Annotated in this window: 18 protein-coding genes; 7 read left to right on the top strand and 11 right to left on the bottom strand. The window is 66.6% G+C overall.

All coding sequences use genetic code 11. The annotated features are described in order from the left end of the window. Positions 1 to 3: 3 nt before the first annotated feature. A complete protein-coding gene (locus tag DIE13_RS32995; protein WP_175770584.1) occupies positions 4 to 177 on the top strand; it encodes a hypothetical protein in 174 nt (57 codons plus the stop codon). 75 nt (positions 178 to 252) lie between these two features. Here the strand turns inward: DIE13_RS32995 and DIE13_RS24045 are convergent, their stop codons facing one another. The 3 genes from DIE13_RS24045 to speB all read right to left on the bottom strand — a co-directional run bounded on the left by DIE13_RS24045 (position 253) and on the right by speB (position 4,444). Next, a complete protein-coding gene (locus DIE13_RS24045) occupies positions 253 to 1,311 on the bottom strand; it encodes a porin (RefSeq protein ID WP_124829608.1) in 1,059 nt (352 codons plus the stop codon). A gap of 172 nt (positions 1,312 to 1,483) precedes the next feature. Next, on the bottom strand, positions 1,484 to 2,914 hold the full coding sequence (locus DIE13_RS24050; RefSeq protein ID WP_124829609.1) for a cytosine permease: 1,431 nt from the start codon (positions 2,912 to 2,914) through the stop codon (positions 1,484 to 1,486). A 579-nt stretch (positions 2,915 to 3,493) separates the two neighbouring features. Then, complete coding sequence (gene speB, locus DIE13_RS24060; protein WP_124829610.1) at positions 3,494 to 4,444, bottom strand: agmatinase; 951 nt, start codon at positions 4,442 to 4,444, stop codon at positions 3,494 to 3,496. Between the two features lie 128 nt (positions 4,445 to 4,572). On the opposite strand from speB, the gene DIE13_RS24065 reads away from it, so the two are divergent. After that, entirely contained in the window at positions 4,573 to 5,490 is a 918-nt protein-coding gene (locus tag DIE13_RS24065) for a LysR family transcriptional regulator (protein WP_124829611.1), read from the top strand. A gap of 41 nt (positions 5,491 to 5,531) precedes the next feature. On the opposite strand, the gene DIE13_RS24070 is transcribed toward DIE13_RS24065, so the two are convergent. The 5 genes from DIE13_RS24070 to DIE13_RS24090 form a co-directional block, all read right to left on the bottom strand. Continuing rightward, the gene (locus tag DIE13_RS24070; protein ID WP_124829612.1) at positions 5,532 to 6,161 is read right to left on the bottom strand and encodes an NAD(P)H-binding protein; all 630 of its coding nucleotides are present in this window, start codon (positions 6,159 to 6,161) and stop codon (positions 5,532 to 5,534) included. A 662-nt stretch (positions 6,162 to 6,823) separates the two neighbouring features. Continuing rightward, positions 6,824 to 8,215 carry a dihydrolipoyl dehydrogenase gene (gene lpdA / locus DIE13_RS24075; protein ID WP_124829613.1) on the bottom strand — a complete coding sequence of 464 codons (1,392 nt, stop codon included), beginning with the start codon at positions 8,213 to 8,215 and terminating at the stop codon, positions 6,824 to 6,826. 5 nt (positions 8,216 to 8,220) lie between these two features. Beyond that, a complete protein-coding gene (locus DIE13_RS24080) occupies positions 8,221 to 9,576 on the bottom strand; it encodes a dihydrolipoamide acetyltransferase family protein (protein ID WP_124829614.1) in 1,356 nt (451 codons plus the stop codon). A 1-nt stretch (position 9,577) separates the two neighbouring features. Continuing rightward, positions 9,578 to 10,618: an alpha-ketoacid dehydrogenase subunit beta gene (locus DIE13_RS24085; RefSeq protein ID WP_124829615.1), complete on the bottom strand. Its 1,041-nt coding sequence runs from the start codon at positions 10,616 to 10,618 to the stop codon at positions 9,578 to 9,580. A gap of 2 nt (positions 10,619 to 10,620) precedes the next feature. Further along, the gene (locus tag DIE13_RS24090; RefSeq protein WP_124829616.1) at positions 10,621 to 11,853 is read right to left on the bottom strand and encodes a 3-methyl-2-oxobutanoate dehydrogenase (2-methylpropanoyl-transferring) subunit alpha; all 1,233 of its coding nucleotides are present in this window, start codon (positions 11,851 to 11,853) and stop codon (positions 10,621 to 10,623) included. Positions 11,854 to 12,226: 373 nt separating this feature from the next. Here DIE13_RS24090 and DIE13_RS24095 point away from each other — a divergent pair, with 373 nt between their 5' ends. From DIE13_RS24095 to DIE13_RS24105, 3 genes are read left to right on the top strand one after another with little or no spacing between them, the layout of a single operon-like run. After that, positions 12,227 to 12,475: a CsbD family protein gene (locus tag DIE13_RS24095; RefSeq protein ID WP_124829617.1), complete on the top strand. Its 249-nt coding sequence runs from the start codon at positions 12,227 to 12,229 to the stop codon at positions 12,473 to 12,475. Positions 12,476 to 12,527: 52 nt separating this feature from the next. After that, a complete protein-coding gene (locus DIE13_RS24100; protein WP_124829618.1) occupies positions 12,528 to 12,899 on the top strand; it encodes a hypothetical protein in 372 nt (123 codons plus the stop codon). Continuing rightward, positions 12,899 to 13,216 carry a hypothetical protein gene (locus DIE13_RS24105; RefSeq protein WP_124829619.1) on the top strand — a complete coding sequence of 106 codons (318 nt, stop codon included), beginning with the start codon at positions 12,899 to 12,901 and terminating at the stop codon, positions 13,214 to 13,216. Before DIE13_RS24100 ends, DIE13_RS24105 begins: the two co-directional genes overlap by 1 nt. A 55-nt stretch (positions 13,217 to 13,271) precedes the next feature. Here the strand turns inward: DIE13_RS24105 and DIE13_RS24110 are convergent, their stop codons facing one another. The 3 genes from DIE13_RS24110 to DIE13_RS24120 all read right to left on the bottom strand — a co-directional run bounded on the left by DIE13_RS24110 (position 13,272) and on the right by DIE13_RS24120 (position 15,244). Continuing rightward, positions 13,272 to 13,493, bottom strand: coding sequence for a hypothetical protein (locus DIE13_RS24110; RefSeq protein WP_124829620.1), 222 nt, complete (start codon positions 13,491 to 13,493; stop codon positions 13,272 to 13,274). 122 nt (positions 13,494 to 13,615) lie between these two features. Continuing rightward, positions 13,616 to 14,740, bottom strand: coding sequence for a putative zinc-binding metallopeptidase (locus DIE13_RS24115; protein WP_124829621.1), 1,125 nt, complete (start codon positions 14,738 to 14,740; stop codon positions 13,616 to 13,618). A gap of 48 nt (positions 14,741 to 14,788) precedes the next feature. Beyond that, a complete protein-coding gene (locus DIE13_RS24120; protein WP_124829622.1) occupies positions 14,789 to 15,244 on the bottom strand; it encodes a hemerythrin domain-containing protein in 456 nt (151 codons plus the stop codon). 156 nt (positions 15,245 to 15,400) lie between these two features. On the opposite strand from DIE13_RS24120, the gene DIE13_RS24125 reads away from it, so the two are divergent. Both DIE13_RS24125 and DIE13_RS24130 read left to right on the top strand, forming a co-directional pair. Then, positions 15,401 to 15,694: a hypothetical protein gene (locus DIE13_RS24125; RefSeq protein WP_175751970.1), complete on the top strand. Its 294-nt coding sequence runs from the start codon at positions 15,401 to 15,403 to the stop codon at positions 15,692 to 15,694. A 130-nt stretch (positions 15,695 to 15,824) separates the two neighbouring features. Beyond that, positions 15,825 to 16,721, top strand: a complete 897-nt coding sequence (locus tag DIE13_RS24130) for a hypothetical protein (RefSeq protein ID WP_124829624.1) — start codon at positions 15,825 to 15,827, stop codon at positions 16,719 to 16,721. Positions 16,722 to 16,753: the final 32 nt, after the last annotated feature.

Raw genomic sequence — 16,753 nt, forward strand, 5'->3', positions numbered from 1 at the left:
TCGATGGCCGCGCAATGCGGCCATTTTTTCGTCATTGAAAAACGCCATCGTTTCCACGACGTGGCCGCGCGCACTGTCGATCGGCCTTTCGTCTCCCGGCGCGGATGCGGCCACCTGTTCGAACTGCATCGCGGCCGCACGGCGAACGCGTCCTGGCACGCATTCTCGACAGAGTGATGTAACCGCGCGAACACGCGAACGCGGAAGAAGCAGGCGCCGACCTGCAACGCCCGGCGCCCGATGCGGCACCGGTCAGAACCGATGCACGATGCCGAGCTGCACACCACGCGCATTCGCGCCCGGATAGGCAAGCGGCAGCCCCGGATTCGCCGCGCCGGCAAGCGTGTACCCTGCCTGGTTCCGGTTGCGCAGGTACGACAGCGCGCCATAAAAGCTCGTGCGCTTCGACAGGTCGTATTCGTACATCAGCCCGAACTGGTCCGCATTGTCGCCCTGCGACGTCTGGTCGTGCAGGTATGCATAGCCGAGCGCAACGTAGTTCGCCGGGTTGAGCTGATACTTGACCGACAACCCGTACACGCGCGAATCGATCCCGAGGTCGTCCCACTTCACCGCCGAGAAACCGCCGTACACGGTCGCCTTGCCGATCTCGTACGAGGCACCGGCCATGATCGTGCGATCGGTCGTGGTCGCCGTCGCGCTCTTCAGCCACTGCCCCGCGACGAACGCCGCGAACGGCCCGTGCTCGTAGGTCACGTCGAACTGCTGGCTGGAGCCCGCGGAGCGCACGCCGCCCGCGTCGCCGAAGCCGAAGTACAGCCCGGCCTGGAACCCGGCGATTTCGGGGCTCTGGTACGACAGCGTATTGCTCGTGCGGAACGAGAACACGGTCAGGTTGTCCATGCCGGACGCCTGCGTGACGCCGCCGAACGCATCCTGTCCGCCCTGGTCGTTGAACAGCGGCGAATTCTGGCGGCCCGCGCGCACCTTGCCCCACTGCCCCGCGATGCCGACCCACGCCTGCCGGTTGAACATGCTGCCCGAGCTCGCGAGCGAACCGTCGTTCGGGTTGAAGCCGTTCTCGAGCGCGAACTCGATCTTTTGCCCGCCGCCGATGTCCTCGCCGCCCTTCACGCCGAACCGGCTGCCCCACTGGCCGCCGGAGCCGATCGCCGCCGTGTAGCCGTTGCCGGTGTTCACGTACTGCGCGAATTCGTCGATCACGCCGTACAGTGTGACGCCGTCCTGCGCGCAGGCCGCGCCCGAACCGGCGACGCATGCCGTCGCAACTGCGATGCGAAGGCCGGCGTGCACCGGCCGCGCGCGGGAATGATTTCCTCGTGCGTTCATTTTCTTAGTCTTACTATCCAATTGAAGGAGAATGGAACGATGCCGGGCGCGATGGTCTTGCCATGCCGACATCGCGAGTAATCAAGGAGATACGGCGCGGCCCTTCGCGCAAAGCCCGAGCGAAGGGCCGCTCAGGCCGGCTGCACGCCGGCCCGGCGGGCGACGCGATGCGTCAGTGCTGAACTTCGCCCCGTTCGAGCGGCAGGATCAGGCGCTCGGGGATGCTGCGGCGCGATGCGCGCGCGCCGATGTAATACAGCACGGCCGGCACGATCAGGCCGAGAATCCACGAGATGTCCGTACCGCCGAGCGCATCGACGAGCGGGCCCGTATAGATGTGCGTCGACATGAACGGCAGTTGCACCAGGATGCCGACCACGTAGATCGTGATCGCCATCACGTTCCAGCGGCCATAGCGGCCGTCCGGATCGGACAGCGCCGGCACGTCGTAGCGCGAGCGCGTGAAGCAGTAGTAATCGACCAGGTTGATCGCGCTCCACGGCGTGAAGAACGCGAGCAGGAACAGGATGAACGCGGTGAATTCCTTCAGGAACGAATGGCGGCCGGCGAGCGCGATCAGCGTCGACACGCAGATCATCCCGACGATGTACACGAGACGGCTGCGCGACGACACCGCGCCCTTGCCGCGAAAACCGCTGACGATCGTCGCCATCGACATGAAGCTGCCGTACGCGTTGAGCGCAGTCACCGTCACCTTGCCGAATGCGATGCTGAAGTACAGCAGCGCGGCCACGGCGCCCGTCGAGCCGAGGCCGACGATATACGACACTTCGTGGTGCGCGAACTGGCTGCCGGCGAGCGCGGCCGCGAACACACCGAACACCATCGCGGCCTGCGCGCCGATCACCGAGCCGAGGCCGACCGCGCAAAATGTGGCGACCGACGACGTCGAGCGCGGCAGGTAGCGCGAATAGTCGGCGACGTACGGGCCGAACGCGATCTGCCACGATGCGGACAGCGACATCGACAGCAGGAAGCTCGCAAGCGAGAAGTGCTTGTTCGCGAGCAGCGCGCCGACGTCGTGATTCGCGAACAGCTGCGCGAACATGTAGACGAACGCGACGATGCCGATCACGCTCGCGATCCGGCCGACGAAGTGAATCGCACGGTAGCCGAACACGGTCAGCACGACGATCACGGCGGCGAACAGCAGGATGCCGAGCGCGTCGTCGACGTGCAGCAGCTGCGCGACGGCCTGCCCTGCGAGCACCGAGCCGCTGGCGGAAAAGCCGATGTACATCAGGCACACGAGCACGATCGGGATCATCGCGCCGTACACGCCGAACTGCACGCGGCTCGAGATCATCTGCGGCAGCCCGAGCTGCGGACCTTGCGCACCGTGCAGCGCCATCACGGCGCCGCCGACGAACTGGCCGAGCAGCAGCGCGACCAGCGACCAGAACACGTCACCGCCGAGCACGACCGCCAGTGCGCCCGTGACGATGGCCGTGATCTGCATATTCGCCGACAGCCACAGCGTGAACTGGCTCAGCAGGCCGCCGTGGCGTTCGGTGTCGGGGATGAAATCGATCGAGCGGACCTCGATCAGGCCGCCGGCTTTTCCACTGGAATTCGTTGACACGGGTAAATCTCCAAGATACTGAGGATCACAAATGGTTTGGACGAGACTGGAACGTGCCGAGCCGCCCTTTCGGCTCTTCGCATGCGGTGCGCCGTGGATCGCCGGCATGCGCCACGCACGCTCGGTCTGCACGCTGGCGCGCAACCGGCACGACGTGTGCCGACATTGCCAGCGGATGATCTTGTATATACAACTTGCGTGATATCGGTGATTACCCGATATCGATGAATTTTCAAAAGCGTCCGAATAATCAGGACTTGTCCGACCTTCGCAGCCGTAAGCAGAGCGTTTTAAAAATGAAAGGTCAGGCGCCGGAAAGTGGTTTCGGACTTGAAGCGCGCGATGGACGCGGCGTAGCGGGAGGAGACCGGAATGAAGCGGCCTTGCGAATGCGCGGCGCGTGCAGCCGGTGCGTCATGGGATCGAATCGCGTGTGCACTGCGCGATCCACAGCGTCAGGATTGCATCGCCGGCATCGTCCGGTTGCCCCGGCGGCGTCCAGCCGGGATCTCGGCCGCATCGTCGGGAACGGCATGGCGATGGACCGGATCGTTCATCGTTCGATGCAAGTGCTCGCCGTCACCGCGCGCCGCGGCGGCGCGACGCATGCAGACAGATCAGTTCCAGCGCGATCGTCGCGCCTGCCAGCGACGTGATTTCCGCGTGATCGTACGGCGGCGACACTTCGACCACGTCCATCCCGACCAGATCGATGCCGTTCAGATGGCGCAGGATCTCGAGCGCCTGATGGCTCGACAGCCCGCCCGAAACCGGCGTACCGGTGCCCGGCGCGAACGCCGGATCGAGACAGTCGATGTCGAACGTCAGGTAGACGGGATGATCGCCCACGCGCTCGCGAATGCGCGCGGCGACCGCCGCCGGCGTCGTCGCATGCACGCTGCGCGCATCCTGGATGTCGAATCCCATGGGATCGTCGTTGGTCGTGCGAATGCCGATCTGCGCCGAGCGCTCGGGCGCGACCCATCCTTCGCGCGCCGCGTGATAGAACATCGTGCCGTGATCGATGCGCTTGACGTCGCGATCCGGCCACGTGTCGGTGTGCGCATCGAAGTGCACGAGCGATAGCGGGCCGTGCACCTTCGCATGTGCCTTCAGCAGCGGATACGTGATGAAGTGATCGCCGCCGAGCGTCAGCATCGCGCAGCCGCGCGACAGGATCGCATCCGCGTGCCGCTCGATCGCGTCCGGCACCGACTCGGGCTGTCCCAGATCGAACGCGCAGTCGCCATAGTCGACCGCGGCCAGCACGTCGAACGGATCGAAGTCCCACGGCCACGGACGCTCCCACGCAATCCCGGTCGATGCGATCCGCAGCCCGCGCGGACCGAAGCGCGTGCCGGGCCGGTGCGACGCGGCCGAATCGAACGGCACGCCGGTGATCGCGAGATCGACACCGTCGAGATCGCGGCTGAAGCGCCGGCGCATGAAGCTGGTCGCCCCGGCGAAGCTGGGTTCGGCCTGCGTGCCGTAGAGGCTGTCGCGCGTGAACGCGAGATCGTTCCGGTTCATCGTCGGATTCCTGTCTGGTGGAGATGTCGGCCGCACGAGCGGCGACCCGATGCCGATTCTGCCGCGATCGCTTTCAACGAAAAATATGAACTAACATAAGCTGACTTCACAAAATGCGATGTATCGCCATGCTGACCCGCTTGAGAGACATGGATGTGCAGTTGCTGCGGCTCTTCGTCACGATCGTCGAGAGCGGCGGCTTCAGTGCGGCGCAAGGCACGCTCGGGATGGCGCCGTCCACCATCAGCACGCAGATGGCCAAGCTCGAGACGCGCGTCGGCTTCCGACTGTGCGAGCGCGGCAAGAGCGGCTTCCGGCTGACGCCGAAGGGTGAACGCGTGCTGCAATCGACGCGGCGCCTGCTGCAGGCGATGGACGTATTCACGCGCGATACGCAGCACGTGTCGGGCACGTTGCTCGGCGAGCTGCGCATCGGGCTGTCCGAACGGCTCGCACCGGACATCGTCGAATCGGTCGCAACGGCCGTCGGCCGCTTTCGCGAACGTGCGCCGGACGTGCTCATCGAGATGCTCGCGGTGGCGCCCGACGAACTGGAGCGCAAGCTGCTGAAGGGCGAGTTGCAGCTGGCGGTCGGCTACTTCTCCGGGCACCAGGCCGGCCTGCACTACGCGCCGCTGTTCGTCGAACCGCAATCGCTTTATTGCGGCGCCCGGCATCCGCTCGCCGCGAAAAGAACCGTATCGATGAACGATGTCGCGCAGGCAAGCAACGTCGCCCGGCTCTACAAGACGAACACGGCCGGTGCGGCGCTGCGCAACGCGCAGCCGACCGCGTTCTCCGAAAACGTCGATGCCGACGTGATCTTCATCCTGTCCGGCGCGCACGTCGGCTTCCTGCCGGACCATGTCGCGGCGCCGTGGGTCGCGGCCGGCAAGATGCGCAAGCTGCTCGCGAGCAGGCTGAGCCACACGGTCGAATTCCAGCTCGCGACGCCGAGGAACAGCGACGGCGGCGAAGCACTGGATGCATTCGCCGAAGCGCTTGCCGAACAGTTCGGGCTGCTCGACGGTTTCGCGCACGGATAGCCGGCGCGGCAACGTCAGCCGTGCGATGCCGGCCGCGGGACTCAGACGAGCCGGTCGGACGCGATGACGTGTACGCCCGGCCGCGCATCGAGCGCGGCGTCGAGCAATGCGCGGGCGATCCGCGATGCGGGATTCACGCGCCATTTCATCGGCAGCACGGGCCCGGCGATGCTCAACGCAAGGACGAACAACCGTTCGCCCAACCTGAATTCGTCGCGGCTGCCGCCGATCAGGCCGGGCCGCACGCAGGTGAGCGATGCGAATCCGACGTCCGCGAGCGCACGCTCGACTTCGCCCTTCACGCGGTTGTAGAAGATGCGCGACGCCGGGTCCGCGCCGAGCGCGGAATTCAGCACGTAGGTCGGCGTGCCGTGCCGGTGTGCGAGACGCGCCACCGCGAGCGGGTAGTCGTGATCGACACGCCGGAACGCAGCCTGCGAACCCGCGGTGCGCATCGTGGTGCCGAGCGTGCAGATCACCGCGTCGGCCTGCCACCAGTCGGCCGCCTCGGGCAGATCCTCGAAATCGACTTCCAGCGCCTGCATCTTTGGATGCGGCGACAACGGCCGGCGTGCGGCGACGACGACCTGGTCCACCCGTTCATCGGCGAGCGCGACTTCGAGGACGTGGCGCCCGACGAGGCCGGTCGCGCCGACGAGCAACAGTTTCATGTCAGGTTTTCCGTATGAGGCTTGCGCGAGTTCGCCGTGAGCGACAACCGCGCGCCCGGCAGTCCGCTGCCGCGTTGCGATGACCCCGCCCGTTTGCGGGCGACGAATCAGACTGGATATCGACACGATGAACGGTTCGCGCGGGAGGGTCAACACCGGCCTGCGGCATCCGCTATGCGTCGGTTCCCGCCTGCCGCGACACGCCCGGCGCAATGCCCGCCCAGCGCGTGTACGCCCGCGCGTTCGGCGAAAAGGCGCTGCAGCGGCGCGGACAGTTCCGGCGCCGCGTCAAACGCGATCGATACATTCTATCGGGATGTGACGGCACGGCCCGCCGACGCGCGGGCGCTTTCGTGAACGGCAAACCTGCATCGATGCATCGGTCGCAGCGTTCGCGTCATCCTTCGCGGAGCCGACTTTCCCTGGTGAGGTTCGGCCAGCTAATCGGGTACATCGCCTGAAGGACGTCGAGCGCCGTATATGCGCGCCGATCCTCCGGTTGCCGGGTCAGGAAGCCAGCTTGCCCGGCATCGCCATCGATCATTTGCAATCCGAAGATCCCGCTGTCGAAACGCCCCGAGCCACGCCCCTTTCCGGCACCAACAAGAAAGCCCCGCCGCAGCGGGGCTTCGTACTGCCATGCCTGCCGGTGCGAAATCGCGTCACACGTGCAAAGCATGCCCGAGCGCACGCAGCGCAGCCTCCTGCATCGCTTCGCCGAGCGTCGGATGCGCGTGGATCGTGCCGCCGATGTCTTCGAGCCGCGCTCCCATCTCGATCGACTGCGAGAACGCCGCAGCCAGCTCCGACACGCCGCGCCCGACCGCCTGCCAGCCGACGATCAGGTGATCGTCGCGCCGCGCGACGACGCGCACGAAACCTTCGGTCGCCTGCAGCGTCATCGCGCGCCCGTTCGCCGCGAACGGGAACGATGCGCTGATGCAGTCGACGCCTGCCACCTTCGCGTCGTCGGGCGACCAGCCGGACGTGACAACCTCAGGATCGGTGAAGCACACGGCCGGGATCGACGCGGGCACGAACCTGCGGCGGCGCCCCGCGATCAGTTCGGCCACCATCTCGCCCTGCGCCATCGCACGATGCGCGAGCATCGGCTCGCCCGCGACGTCGCCGATCGCCCATACGTTGCGCATCGACGTCCTGCATTCGTCGTCGATACGCAGCGCGCGGCCGTTGCGATCGAGCGGCAACGATTCGAGCCCGAAGCCGTCGACGCGCGGGCGGCGCCCGACCGCGACCAGCACGCGATCGGCCGGCAGCGTCTTCTCCGTGCCGTCGGGCGCCTGCACGCGGACCGCGCCGTCGTTCGCGAGACCCAGCACCTTGTGGCCCAGCCATAGTCCGACGCCGAGCCGCGCGAGCGAATCGGCGACCGGCTTCGCGAGTTCCGCGTCATACGCGGGCAACACGCGCTCCGCGGCTTCGACGATGCTCACCTCGACGCCGAGCTTGCGATAGACGATCCCGAGTTCGAGCCCGATGTAGCCCGCGCCGACGACGACCAGCCGCCTCGGCAGCGACGCGGGCGACAGCGCTTCGGTCGACGACACGACATGTCCGCCAAACGGCATCGACGGCAGCGCAACCGGTTCCGAGCCCGTCGCGAGCAACAGGTGCTCGCAGGCGACCCGCATCGTATCGCCGCCGGTGACTACGTCGACCGTCTTGCCGTCGATCACGCGCGCGTGGCCGTGCAGCACGCGCACGCCGTGTTTCTTCAGCAACGCGCCGACGCCGCGGGTGAGCCGCTCGACGATGCCGTCTTTCCATGCAACGCTTTTCGCGATGTCGATCTCCGGTGTGCGCACGCGAATCCCGAGCGCTCCTTCACCGGCCTGCCCGCACGCCTGCTCGAACGCGTCGGCGACGTGGATCAGCGCCTTCGACGGAATGCAGCCGATGTTCAGACACGTGCCGCCGAGCCGTTCCCGCTCGACGAGCACCGTCGGAATGCCGAGCTGCCCCGCGCGAATCGCGGCGACGTAACCGCCCGGACCGCCGCCGATCACGAGCAACGTGGTGTGTTCGTTCTTCATCGCGCTCACTCCACGAACAGCAGCGCCGGGCGCTCGAGCAACCCGCGCACGGCCTGGATGAATTCGGCCGCATCCGCGCCGTCGACAACGCGATGGTCGAACGACGACGACAGGTTCATCATCTTGCGCGCGACGATCGCGCCGTCGCGGATCATCGGCCGCTCGACCATCCGGTTCACGCCGACGATGCCGACTTCGGGATGGTTGATGACCGGTGTCGAGACGATGCCGCCGAGTGCGCCGAGGCTCGAGATCGTGATCGTCGACCCGCCGAGCTCGTCGCGCTGCGCGCGGTTCGTGCGGACCGCGTCGGCCAGCCGCGCGATTTCGGCCGAGATCGACCACACGTCGCGTGCTTCCGCATGACGCAGCACCGGCACCGTAAGGCCGCCGTCCGTCTGGGTCGCGACGCCCATGTGCACCGCGCCATAACGCGTGACGACGCCGGCTTCGTCGTCGTAGCGCGCGTTGATCTGCGGGAAATCGCGCAACGCGACCACCATCGCGCGGATCAGCAGCGGTAGCGGCGTGAGCCGGCCGCGCGTGTCGCCGTAGCGGCGGTTCAACTCCGTGCGCAGCGATTCGAGCTCGGTGACGTCGATCTCCTCGACGTAGCTGAAGTGCGGGATGCGGCGCTTCGCTTCCTGCATCTTGCGCGCGATCGCGCGCCGCAGGCCGATCACCGGCACGTCGGTTTCGTCATTGCGTTCGTCGTAGCCGTGCGCCTGCGACGCACGCACCGTACCGCCGCCCGTGCGCGCATACGCATCGAGATCCGCATGCAGGATCCGCCCGGCTTCGCCGGTGCCGCGCACGTAGCGCAGCTCGATGCCCATGTCCCACGCGCGCTGGCGTACCGCCGGCGAAGCGAGCGGCCGCTCGCCAGGCGCGAGTGCGGCACGCGGCGACGCGGCGTGTTCGGCGCGACGCGGCTCGGCCGACGTGCGGTTCGCGGCGTGATGCGTTGCGTCCGATGACGCCGGTGCGCCGGAGGCCGCAGATGCCGCCGATGCTTCGGATGACTTGGCGTGTGCATCGGCCGCTTCGGTCACGGCCGGACGCGGCGTCGCATCCGTGCCGGCGTCGCGCCCCTTCGCGCCCGGCTTCAGGTTGCCGTCGCCTTCGACCTCGAGACGAATCAGCTCGCTGCCGACCGCCATCATCTCGCCGATCCGGCCGCCGAGTTCCAGCACCTTGCCCGCGACCGGCGACGGAATTTCCACCGCCGCCTTGTCGGTCATCACGTCGGCGAGCGGCTGGTCTTCCGCGATCGTCTGTCCCGGTTGTACATGCCAGGCCACCAGCTCGACCTCGGCAATCCCTTCGCCGATATCCGGCATCTTGATGACATGAATCCCCATCTCAGGCCTCCATCACGCGTCGCAACGCTTCGCCAACCCGGGCCGGGCCGGGGAAATACGCCCATTCCTGCGCGTGCGGATACGGCGTATCCCACCCCGTGGTGCGCTCGACCGGCGCCTCAAGGTGGTAAAAACAGTGCTCCTGCACGAGCGACACCAGCTCCGCGCCGTAGCCGCACGTGCGCGTCGCCTCGTGCACCACCACGCAGCGGCCGGTCTTGCGCACCGATGCGACGATCGCGTCGAGATCGACCGGCCACAGCGTGCGCAGGTCGATCACTTCCGCATCGATACCGGTCTCCTCGGCGGCGGCGAGCGACACGTGAACGGTCGTGCCGTACGTCAGCACCGTCACGTCGTTGCCGGGCCGCGCCACGGCCGCCGTATCGAGCGGCACCGTGTAATAGCCTTCCGGCACCTCGCTGCCCGGATGCTTGAGCCACGACGTGACCGGACGCTCGTGATGACCGTCGAACGGTCCGTTGTACAGCCGTTTCGGCTCGAGGAAGATCACCGGATCGTCGTTCTCGATCGATGCGATCAGGAGCCCCTTCGCGTCGTACGGATTCGACGGCATCACCGTGCGCAATCCGCAGACCTGCGTGAACATCGCCTCCGGACTCTGGCTGTGCGTCTGGCCGCCGTAGATGCCGCCGCCGCACGGCATCCGGATCGTCATCGGCGCGATGAACTGGCCGGCCGAGCGATAGCGCAGTCGCGCGCCTTCCGACACGATCTGGTCGGACGCCGGGTAGAAGTAGTCCGCGAACTGGATCTCGCAGACCGGGCGCAAGCCGTACGCCCCCATCCCGACCGCCGCGCCGACGATCCCGCCTTCCGAGATCGGCGTGTCGAACACCCGCGACTTGCCGTATTTCGCCTGCAATCCTTCGGTGCAGCGGAACACGCCGCCGAAATAGCCGACGTCCTGCCCGAATACGACCACGTCGTCGTCGCGCCCGAGCATCACGTCCATCGCGGAGCGCAGCGCCTGGATCATCGTCATCGGCTGTGCGGCCGTCGTCGTTTCATGTTGCGCCATGATCACGCTCCCAGTTCCTGGCGCTGGCGGCGCAGGTGCGCGGGCAGCTCCTTGTACACGTCGTCGAACATCGACGCCGGCGACGGAATCCGGTCGTCGGCCAGCGTCCCGAATTTCTCCGCTTCCTTCTGCGCGGCGATCACTTCCGCTTCGAGTTCGGCCGTGAGCGCGTCGTGCGCGCTGTCCGACCAGATGCCCTTCGCGATCAGATGCTGCTTGAAACGTGCGATCGGATCGCCGAGCGGGAAATGGGTCCAGTCGTCGGCCGGCCGGTATTTGGTCGGATCGTCGGACGTCGAGTGCGCGCCCGCGCGGTAGGTCACCCATTCGATCAGGGTCGGCCCGAGATTGCGGCGCGCGCGTTCGGCCGCCCAGGCCGATGCCGCGTAGATCGCGAGGAAGTCGTTGCCGTCGACGCGCAGCGAAGCGATTCCGCAGCCGACGCCGCGCCCGGCGAAGGTGGTGCCCTCACCGCCCGCGATCGCCTGGAACGTCGAAATCGCCCACTGGTTGTTGACGACGTTCAGCACGACCGGCGCGCGATACACGTGCGCGAACGTCAGCGCGGTGTGAAAGTCGGCCTCGGCCGTCGCGCCGTCGCCGATCCATGCCGACGCGATCTTCGTGTCGCCCTTGATCGCCGACGCCATCGCCCAGCCGACCGCCTGGATGAACTGCGTCGCGAGGTTGCCGGAAATCGAGAAGAAGCCGGCCTCGCGGTCCGAGTACATCACCGGAAGCTGACGCCCTTTGAGCGGGTCGCCTTCGTTCGACATCAGCTGGCAGATCATCCGTTCGAGCGGCACGTCGCGCGCGATCAGGATGCTTTGCTGACGGTAGGTCGGGAAGCACATGTCGCCGTGACGCAGCGCCATCGCATGCGCGGCGCCGATCGCCTCTTCGCCGAGGCTCAACATGTAGAACGAGATTTTCTTCTGACGCTGCGCGATCATCATGCGCGCGTCGAAGATGCGGGTTTTCAGCATCGCGCGCATCCCGGCGATCAGGCGCGCATCGTCGAGATCGGGGGCCCACGGACCGAGGGCCTGGCCGTGGTCGTCGAGCACGCGCACAAGGCTCCGTGCGAGATGGGCGGTATCCGCCGCGGCAACGTCGATCGGCGGGCGGCGAACCGCGCCGGCCGGCGACAGATGCAGATAGGAAAAATCCGTCTTGCAGCCCGGACGCCCGGTAGGCTCCGGCACATGCAGACGCAATGGCTCTGACAGGCTCATCGTGTCGTCTCCACGCTCGATTGTGTCTCACGCTGATAAAAACGCGCGGCCGGTTGCCGGCTCACGCGCGGGCTGGCGCGCGGATAAGCGCGCCAACCTTGGAAATCTATGCGCTCGCGCGCCGGACGTCGATGACCAAGCCGCTCGTTCGTGGTGAGCAGATTTGCCATGGCACGGCGACAGATCGGCCGCCGCGCATCGCCGCGCTCCGCCCCGCCAGCCCCTCAAATGCACTAATCGCTCCGGTGCATTTGGACATCACGCGCAACCCGCGGCCTCCCTATACTGACTCGCGGGATATCGGCATATGTCGCGAACGCGATCCGGCCGTGTCCCGACGATCCGACAACCCCCTTGAACGACGAGGTCGATCATGTTCGAAAAAACGGAAGGCACGGTGCAGAAACTGGCCGGCAACGCGCAGGAAGCAGTGGGCGACGTCGCGGGCGACACCGACATGCAGTTCGAGGGAAAGGCGCGTCAGGTGGCCGGCAAGGTTCAGCAGTCGTATGGCGAGGCGCTCGATCAGGTCCGGGACGTGACCGCGAGCAACCCGCTTGCGACGCTGGCAACCGTCGCGGCGGTAAGCTTTCTCGTCGGCGCCCTGTGGTCGAAGCGCTGATCGGCGGCCGAAAGCCGGCCGGCGCACGTTGAAGTCAGCACGGGAGCATGCCATGACGTTACTTTCACAAGTCAGGAAATGGCAAAACGTCGCGCAATTCTCGGCGTCGCGCCTGACCGATTACGCCAGCCTGGCGGCAGTCGAGTTCGATCTCGCGAAGCAGTCCTTTCTGCGCGATCTGATCTTGTATGCACTGCTCGGTCTGAGCGTGACGTTCGGTCTGGCCTTCGTGTGCGTGGCGGCGATCGTCAGCGCCGCGCAAACGCCGTATCTGATCGAAACCGCGTGGGCGATCGCCGGCTTCTGGGTGCTCGTGTCCGTCGGCGCCTTCGTCGCGGCGCACAAGCGCGACGAGCGCGGCACCTTCGCCACGCTGGTCGGCGAGTTGCAGCGCGACATCCAGGCCGTCAAAGAGAGTCTGTAATGAAACGACGCACGCCCGACGGCTCGCCGGAATCGCAACGCAGCATTCTGCTGGCCCGCATGGCGGCCACGCGCGCCGAATTGTCCGCGTCGAACCATGTGCTCGAATTGACACGGCAGCCGTCTGCACGCGATCGCGGCGGCCATCCGGTCGTGAAACTGCCCGCGCTCGGCGGGTCGACCTGCGTCGCGATCGCGGTGGCGGTGGCGCTGGCCGGTCTGGCGGTTCTCGGGCCGCGACGGCTCGTGACGACCGCCGTTCGCGCCGGCCTGGTGGCGATGATCGGGCGCATGACGCGAGACGTCGCGCAGAAGTAAGACGGACGCCCCGGCGAAACGCCGCATGGATGCGCGGGCGCCCGTCTTGCTGCCGTCACTGCGAGGCGGCCGCTGCCGCGCTCGCCTCTTTCGCCTTCTTCGCCGCGTGGTGATGGCCGATCGCGCATCCCGCCGCCGCGCCGACCACGCCATGATGGCCTGCGACATGCCCCGCCACGCCGCCGACCGCCGCGCCCTTCAGGCATCCTGCCGCCCGGGCCGAAGCGGAAACGGCCGACAGCGCGATGCAAGTCACCATGATCGAGAGGAACTTCATACGACTTCTCCTTGAAAAAGCGAATCGCCCGCGCCGGCCGATCCCGCGCGACGGCACATCCGCCAGATACGCGAAAAACATCGATGCCCACGCAGCGCATGCCGGGGCGGCATTCGGGCGATTCAGGCGGGCGGCGTTCCTGTCGCCTCGCTCCCCGCCGAATGCGCGACGAGCGACGGCTCGGCGTCCGTCGCATCGGCCCCCGCGGCCACGACATCGTGCACGAAGCGCAACTTCGCGACGACGGCCGGCGCGAGCACGAACGGATAGGCGTCCGGCATCCCCATGCTGCGGTTCAGGCTGTTCAGCGCATAGGTGAGCGGAAACCAGCGCCGCATCAGGTTGCCGAAGCTCGCTTCGTCGACCGACGTCTGGTCGGACAGCGTCGGCAGGCTCGCGTTGTCGGGAGCGAGCACGAGTCCGCAGGCGGTCGCGGTATCGAGCGTATCGACGATATGCAGGTAGTGCGCCCACGTCTCCGCCCAGTCTTCCCACGGATGCATCGTCGCGTACTCGCTGACGTACGCGCTCTCCCAGCCCGCCGGTTCGCCGTTCGCGTAGTGCGCGTCGAGCGCGGCCTGATAGTCGGCCCGCTCGTCGCCGAAGCAGGCGCGAAACGGTTCGATCCAGTGCGTGCCGCTCACGAGGCGATCGAAGTAGTAGTGGCCGATTTCATGCCGGAAATGACCGAGCAACGTGCGATAGGGCTCGCGCATCTCGGTGCGGATCTGCTCCCGCCTCGCGTCGTCCGCTTCGGCGAGATTCACCGTGACGAGGCCGTTCGCATGGCCGGTCATGACCGGCTCGGCATCCGTCGACGCCTTGAACGCGAACCGCATGCCGCACGCCGGCTGCTGCGCGTGCGATTCGACCGGCAGGCCCAGCACGAGCAGCGTATAGAGGAGCCGCCGCTTCGCGGCCTCGAGCCGGTACCACATCAGCCGGTTCTCGGGCAACGACAGGTCCGGAATCGTCTCGGTGAGCACGCACGCGCGGCACAGCGCATCGCCGCTTTCCGCCGGAATCATCCAGTTGCAGACTTGCTCGATCGCGTAATTGCCGCATTGCCGATAGGATTTCCCCGGCGCAGCCGGATGCAGGCTGCGCCACGTTCCATCGCCCGCGGGCTCGAACGCGCCGACTTCGCCGACGTCCGGCAGATAGCCGAGCAGCGCGTCGCAGCGCTCGCATTTCACGTTCTCGAAGAACACCAGTTGCGAACATTGTCCGCAGTGGAAGGTTTTCACGATGTGCCGTCCCCCTTCATGGCTGTCCTTCGTCGCTCGGCTCGGGCGCTATTCATCCGCGAGCCGCGCATGCATCCGCCGGTAATCGTTCCGGTATCGCTTCGCGAGCGCCGACTTGTCCGAATCGCGCAGGATCTTGCCTGAAATCTGGAAGAAGATCTTCTCCTCCTCCTTCAGATGATCGTGCAGTTCCGCGGAGAGCTTGCGCACCGTCGCCAGCCAGCCGCGCGAGTTCGGCTCGCGGCCGCGCAGGTCGTCGACAATCTCGTCCATCTTGTGATGATCGGCCAGCGCATCGCGCGACGGATGAAGTCCGCGGTCGTCCATCAGGATCGGCACATAGAGAAAGCGCTCCTCGGCCGCCTCGTGCGCGCCGAGCTCGATACGCAGCTGTTCGAACAGCATGCCGCGATCCGGGCCGGGTTTCGAGCGCAACAGCCGGCGCATCAATGAACGCTGAATCTCGTGACTTTCGCGCAATGCATCGAAGATCGTTTCGGCCATTCAAAGGCTCCCGGGTAGTTGGCATCCAACACGCCGCTCCGCAGCTTCGATATGGTCACAAACCTCGGCGTCGCGCGACAGTTGCAAATGCACTAGGACATCTCGGCCCCGCGGGGTGCGTCGATTTTCCCGGCATCGCAGCGCGGCCATGCCCTGGTGCAACTAGTGCAATTGCGTCGTTGTGCCGATCTCGCGATTGGGTTCATATTGGCGGCGCCGGATCGATCGCCAATTCTTTCGGATTCCTTCACGATTTCGAAACGCTTTGCGCGGCTCGAAGCCAGCCGGTTTCCGTTTGCGCCGACGCACATGCCGTCCGCATTCCGCGGAAACGAAGCCGCCGTCGCAACAGCACGGCTCGCCGACCGGCGCGGATTGCCGATCGATATCGGACTGACCGCTCGATTGCCGACACGGCATCGACAACCCTCGACCAAGGAGGCTTCATGAGATCCATTCTTTTGTGGATGCTGGGCGTACCGATTCCGATCATCATCCTGATCGCGCTGTTCTGGCATTGACGTGCCCACCCACGAACATTTTCGACACAGACAGTCTCGACCGGACAACAGGAGATGACATGCAGAATGCTCGCCCCGGTTTCACCCCCTCCTACGACAGCGTCGGCGCCGAATCGCCGGCTTCGGCCGTGTCATGGGGAGCCATCTTCGCGGGAGCCGTCGTCGCCGTGGCGATATCCGTCGCATTGCTGACGGGCGGCACCGGCCTCGGATTCCTTTCCGTCTCTCCGTGGCGCAATGAAGGCGCGTCGGGCTCGGCGCTCGCGGTCGGATCGATCGTCTGGCTTTTCGTGACCCAGATCATCGCCTACGGGATCGCGGGCTACGTCGCCGGCCGACTTCGCACGAAATGGACGGACGCCGCCGGCGATGAAATCTATTTCAGGGATACCGCCCATGGGCTGGTCGTTTGGGCCGTGAGCGCGCTGGTCGGCGTGGTGCTGCTGGGGTCCACGATCGCGTCCGTCGCGTCGGGCACGGCGAAAGCGGGGGCGACGCTGGCTGGGGCCGGAGCCGGTGCCGCGGCCGGGGTCGTCGGGCACATCGCACCGGCAGGCGCCGATCACGGCTCGCTGGACTATTTCACCGATACGTTGCTGCGCCCGAACGACCCCGCCGCCGTCGGCAGCCCGGCCGACGTGCATCAGGAAATTTCGCGCATCCTCGCGCGCAGCCTCGTGAACGGCAATCTGGACGATGCCGACCAGACCTACCTCGTCAAACTGATCGCCCAGCGGGCGGGGATCGACGAAGCGGCCGCGCAACAACGGCTGAGCGAGGTGGAGGCACAAGCCACACGGATCGCGCGCGACACCGAACAGAAAGCGCGCGAAGCCGCCGATGCGGCCCGCAAGGCCGTCGCGGTCTTCTCGCTCTGGGCATTTGCGTCGATGCTTGTCGGCGCCTTCGTCGCGAGCTTCGGCGCGACGATTGGCGGGCGGGCGCGTGACTGTTGACGCCACGCGGAGCGGATCGCAGCCGGCGCGCG

Source organism: Burkholderia sp. Bp9016, from assembly GCF_003857765.1.
GTDB lineage: Bacteria > Pseudomonadota > Gammaproteobacteria > Burkholderiales > Burkholderiaceae > Burkholderia.

Bases quoted from the DNA above. Each gene is read 5' to 3' on its own strand.
- DIE13_RS32995 (WP_175770584.1), top strand. From the start codon at position 4: ATGGCCGCGCAATGCGGCCATTTTTTCGTCATTGAAAAACGCCATCGT.
- DIE13_RS24045 (WP_124829608.1), bottom strand. From the start codon at position 1,311: ATGAACGCACGAGGAAATCATTCCCGCGCGCGGCCGGTGCACGCCGGC.
- speB (WP_124829610.1), bottom strand. From the start codon at position 4,444: ATGAACCGGAACGATCTCGCGTTCACGCGCGACAGCCTCTACGGCACG.
- DIE13_RS24065 (WP_124829611.1), top strand. From the start codon at position 4,573: ATGCTGACCCGCTTGAGAGACATGGATGTGCAGTTGCTGCGGCTCTTC.
- DIE13_RS24070 (WP_124829612.1), bottom strand. From the start codon at position 6,161: ATGAAACTGTTGCTCGTCGGCGCGACCGGCCTCGTCGGGCGCCACGTC.
- lpdA (WP_124829613.1), bottom strand. From the start codon at position 8,215: ATGAAGAACGAACACACCACGTTGCTCGTGATCGGCGGCGGTCCGGGC.
- DIE13_RS24080 (WP_124829614.1), bottom strand. From the start codon at position 9,576: ATGGGGATTCATGTCATCAAGATGCCGGATATCGGCGAAGGGATTGCC.
- DIE13_RS24085 (WP_124829615.1), bottom strand. From the start codon at position 10,618: ATGGCGCAACATGAAACGACGACGGCCGCACAGCCGATGACGATGATC.
- DIE13_RS24090 (WP_124829616.1), bottom strand. From the start codon at position 11,853: ATGAGCCTGTCAGAGCCATTGCGTCTGCATGTGCCGGAGCCTACCGGG.
- DIE13_RS24095 (WP_124829617.1), top strand. From the start codon at position 12,227: ATGTTCGAAAAAACGGAAGGCACGGTGCAGAAACTGGCCGGCAACGCG.
- DIE13_RS24100 (WP_124829618.1), top strand. From the start codon at position 12,528: ATGACGTTACTTTCACAAGTCAGGAAATGGCAAAACGTCGCGCAATTC.
- DIE13_RS24105 (WP_124829619.1), top strand. From the start codon at position 12,899: ATGAAACGACGCACGCCCGACGGCTCGCCGGAATCGCAACGCAGCATT.
- DIE13_RS24110 (WP_124829620.1), bottom strand. From the start codon at position 13,493: ATGAAGTTCCTCTCGATCATGGTGACTTGCATCGCGCTGTCGGCCGTT.
- DIE13_RS24120 (WP_124829622.1), bottom strand. From the start codon at position 15,244: ATGGCCGAAACGATCTTCGATGCATTGCGCGAAAGTCACGAGATTCAG.
- DIE13_RS24130 (WP_124829624.1), top strand. From the start codon at position 15,825: ATGCAGAATGCTCGCCCCGGTTTCACCCCCTCCTACGACAGCGTCGGC.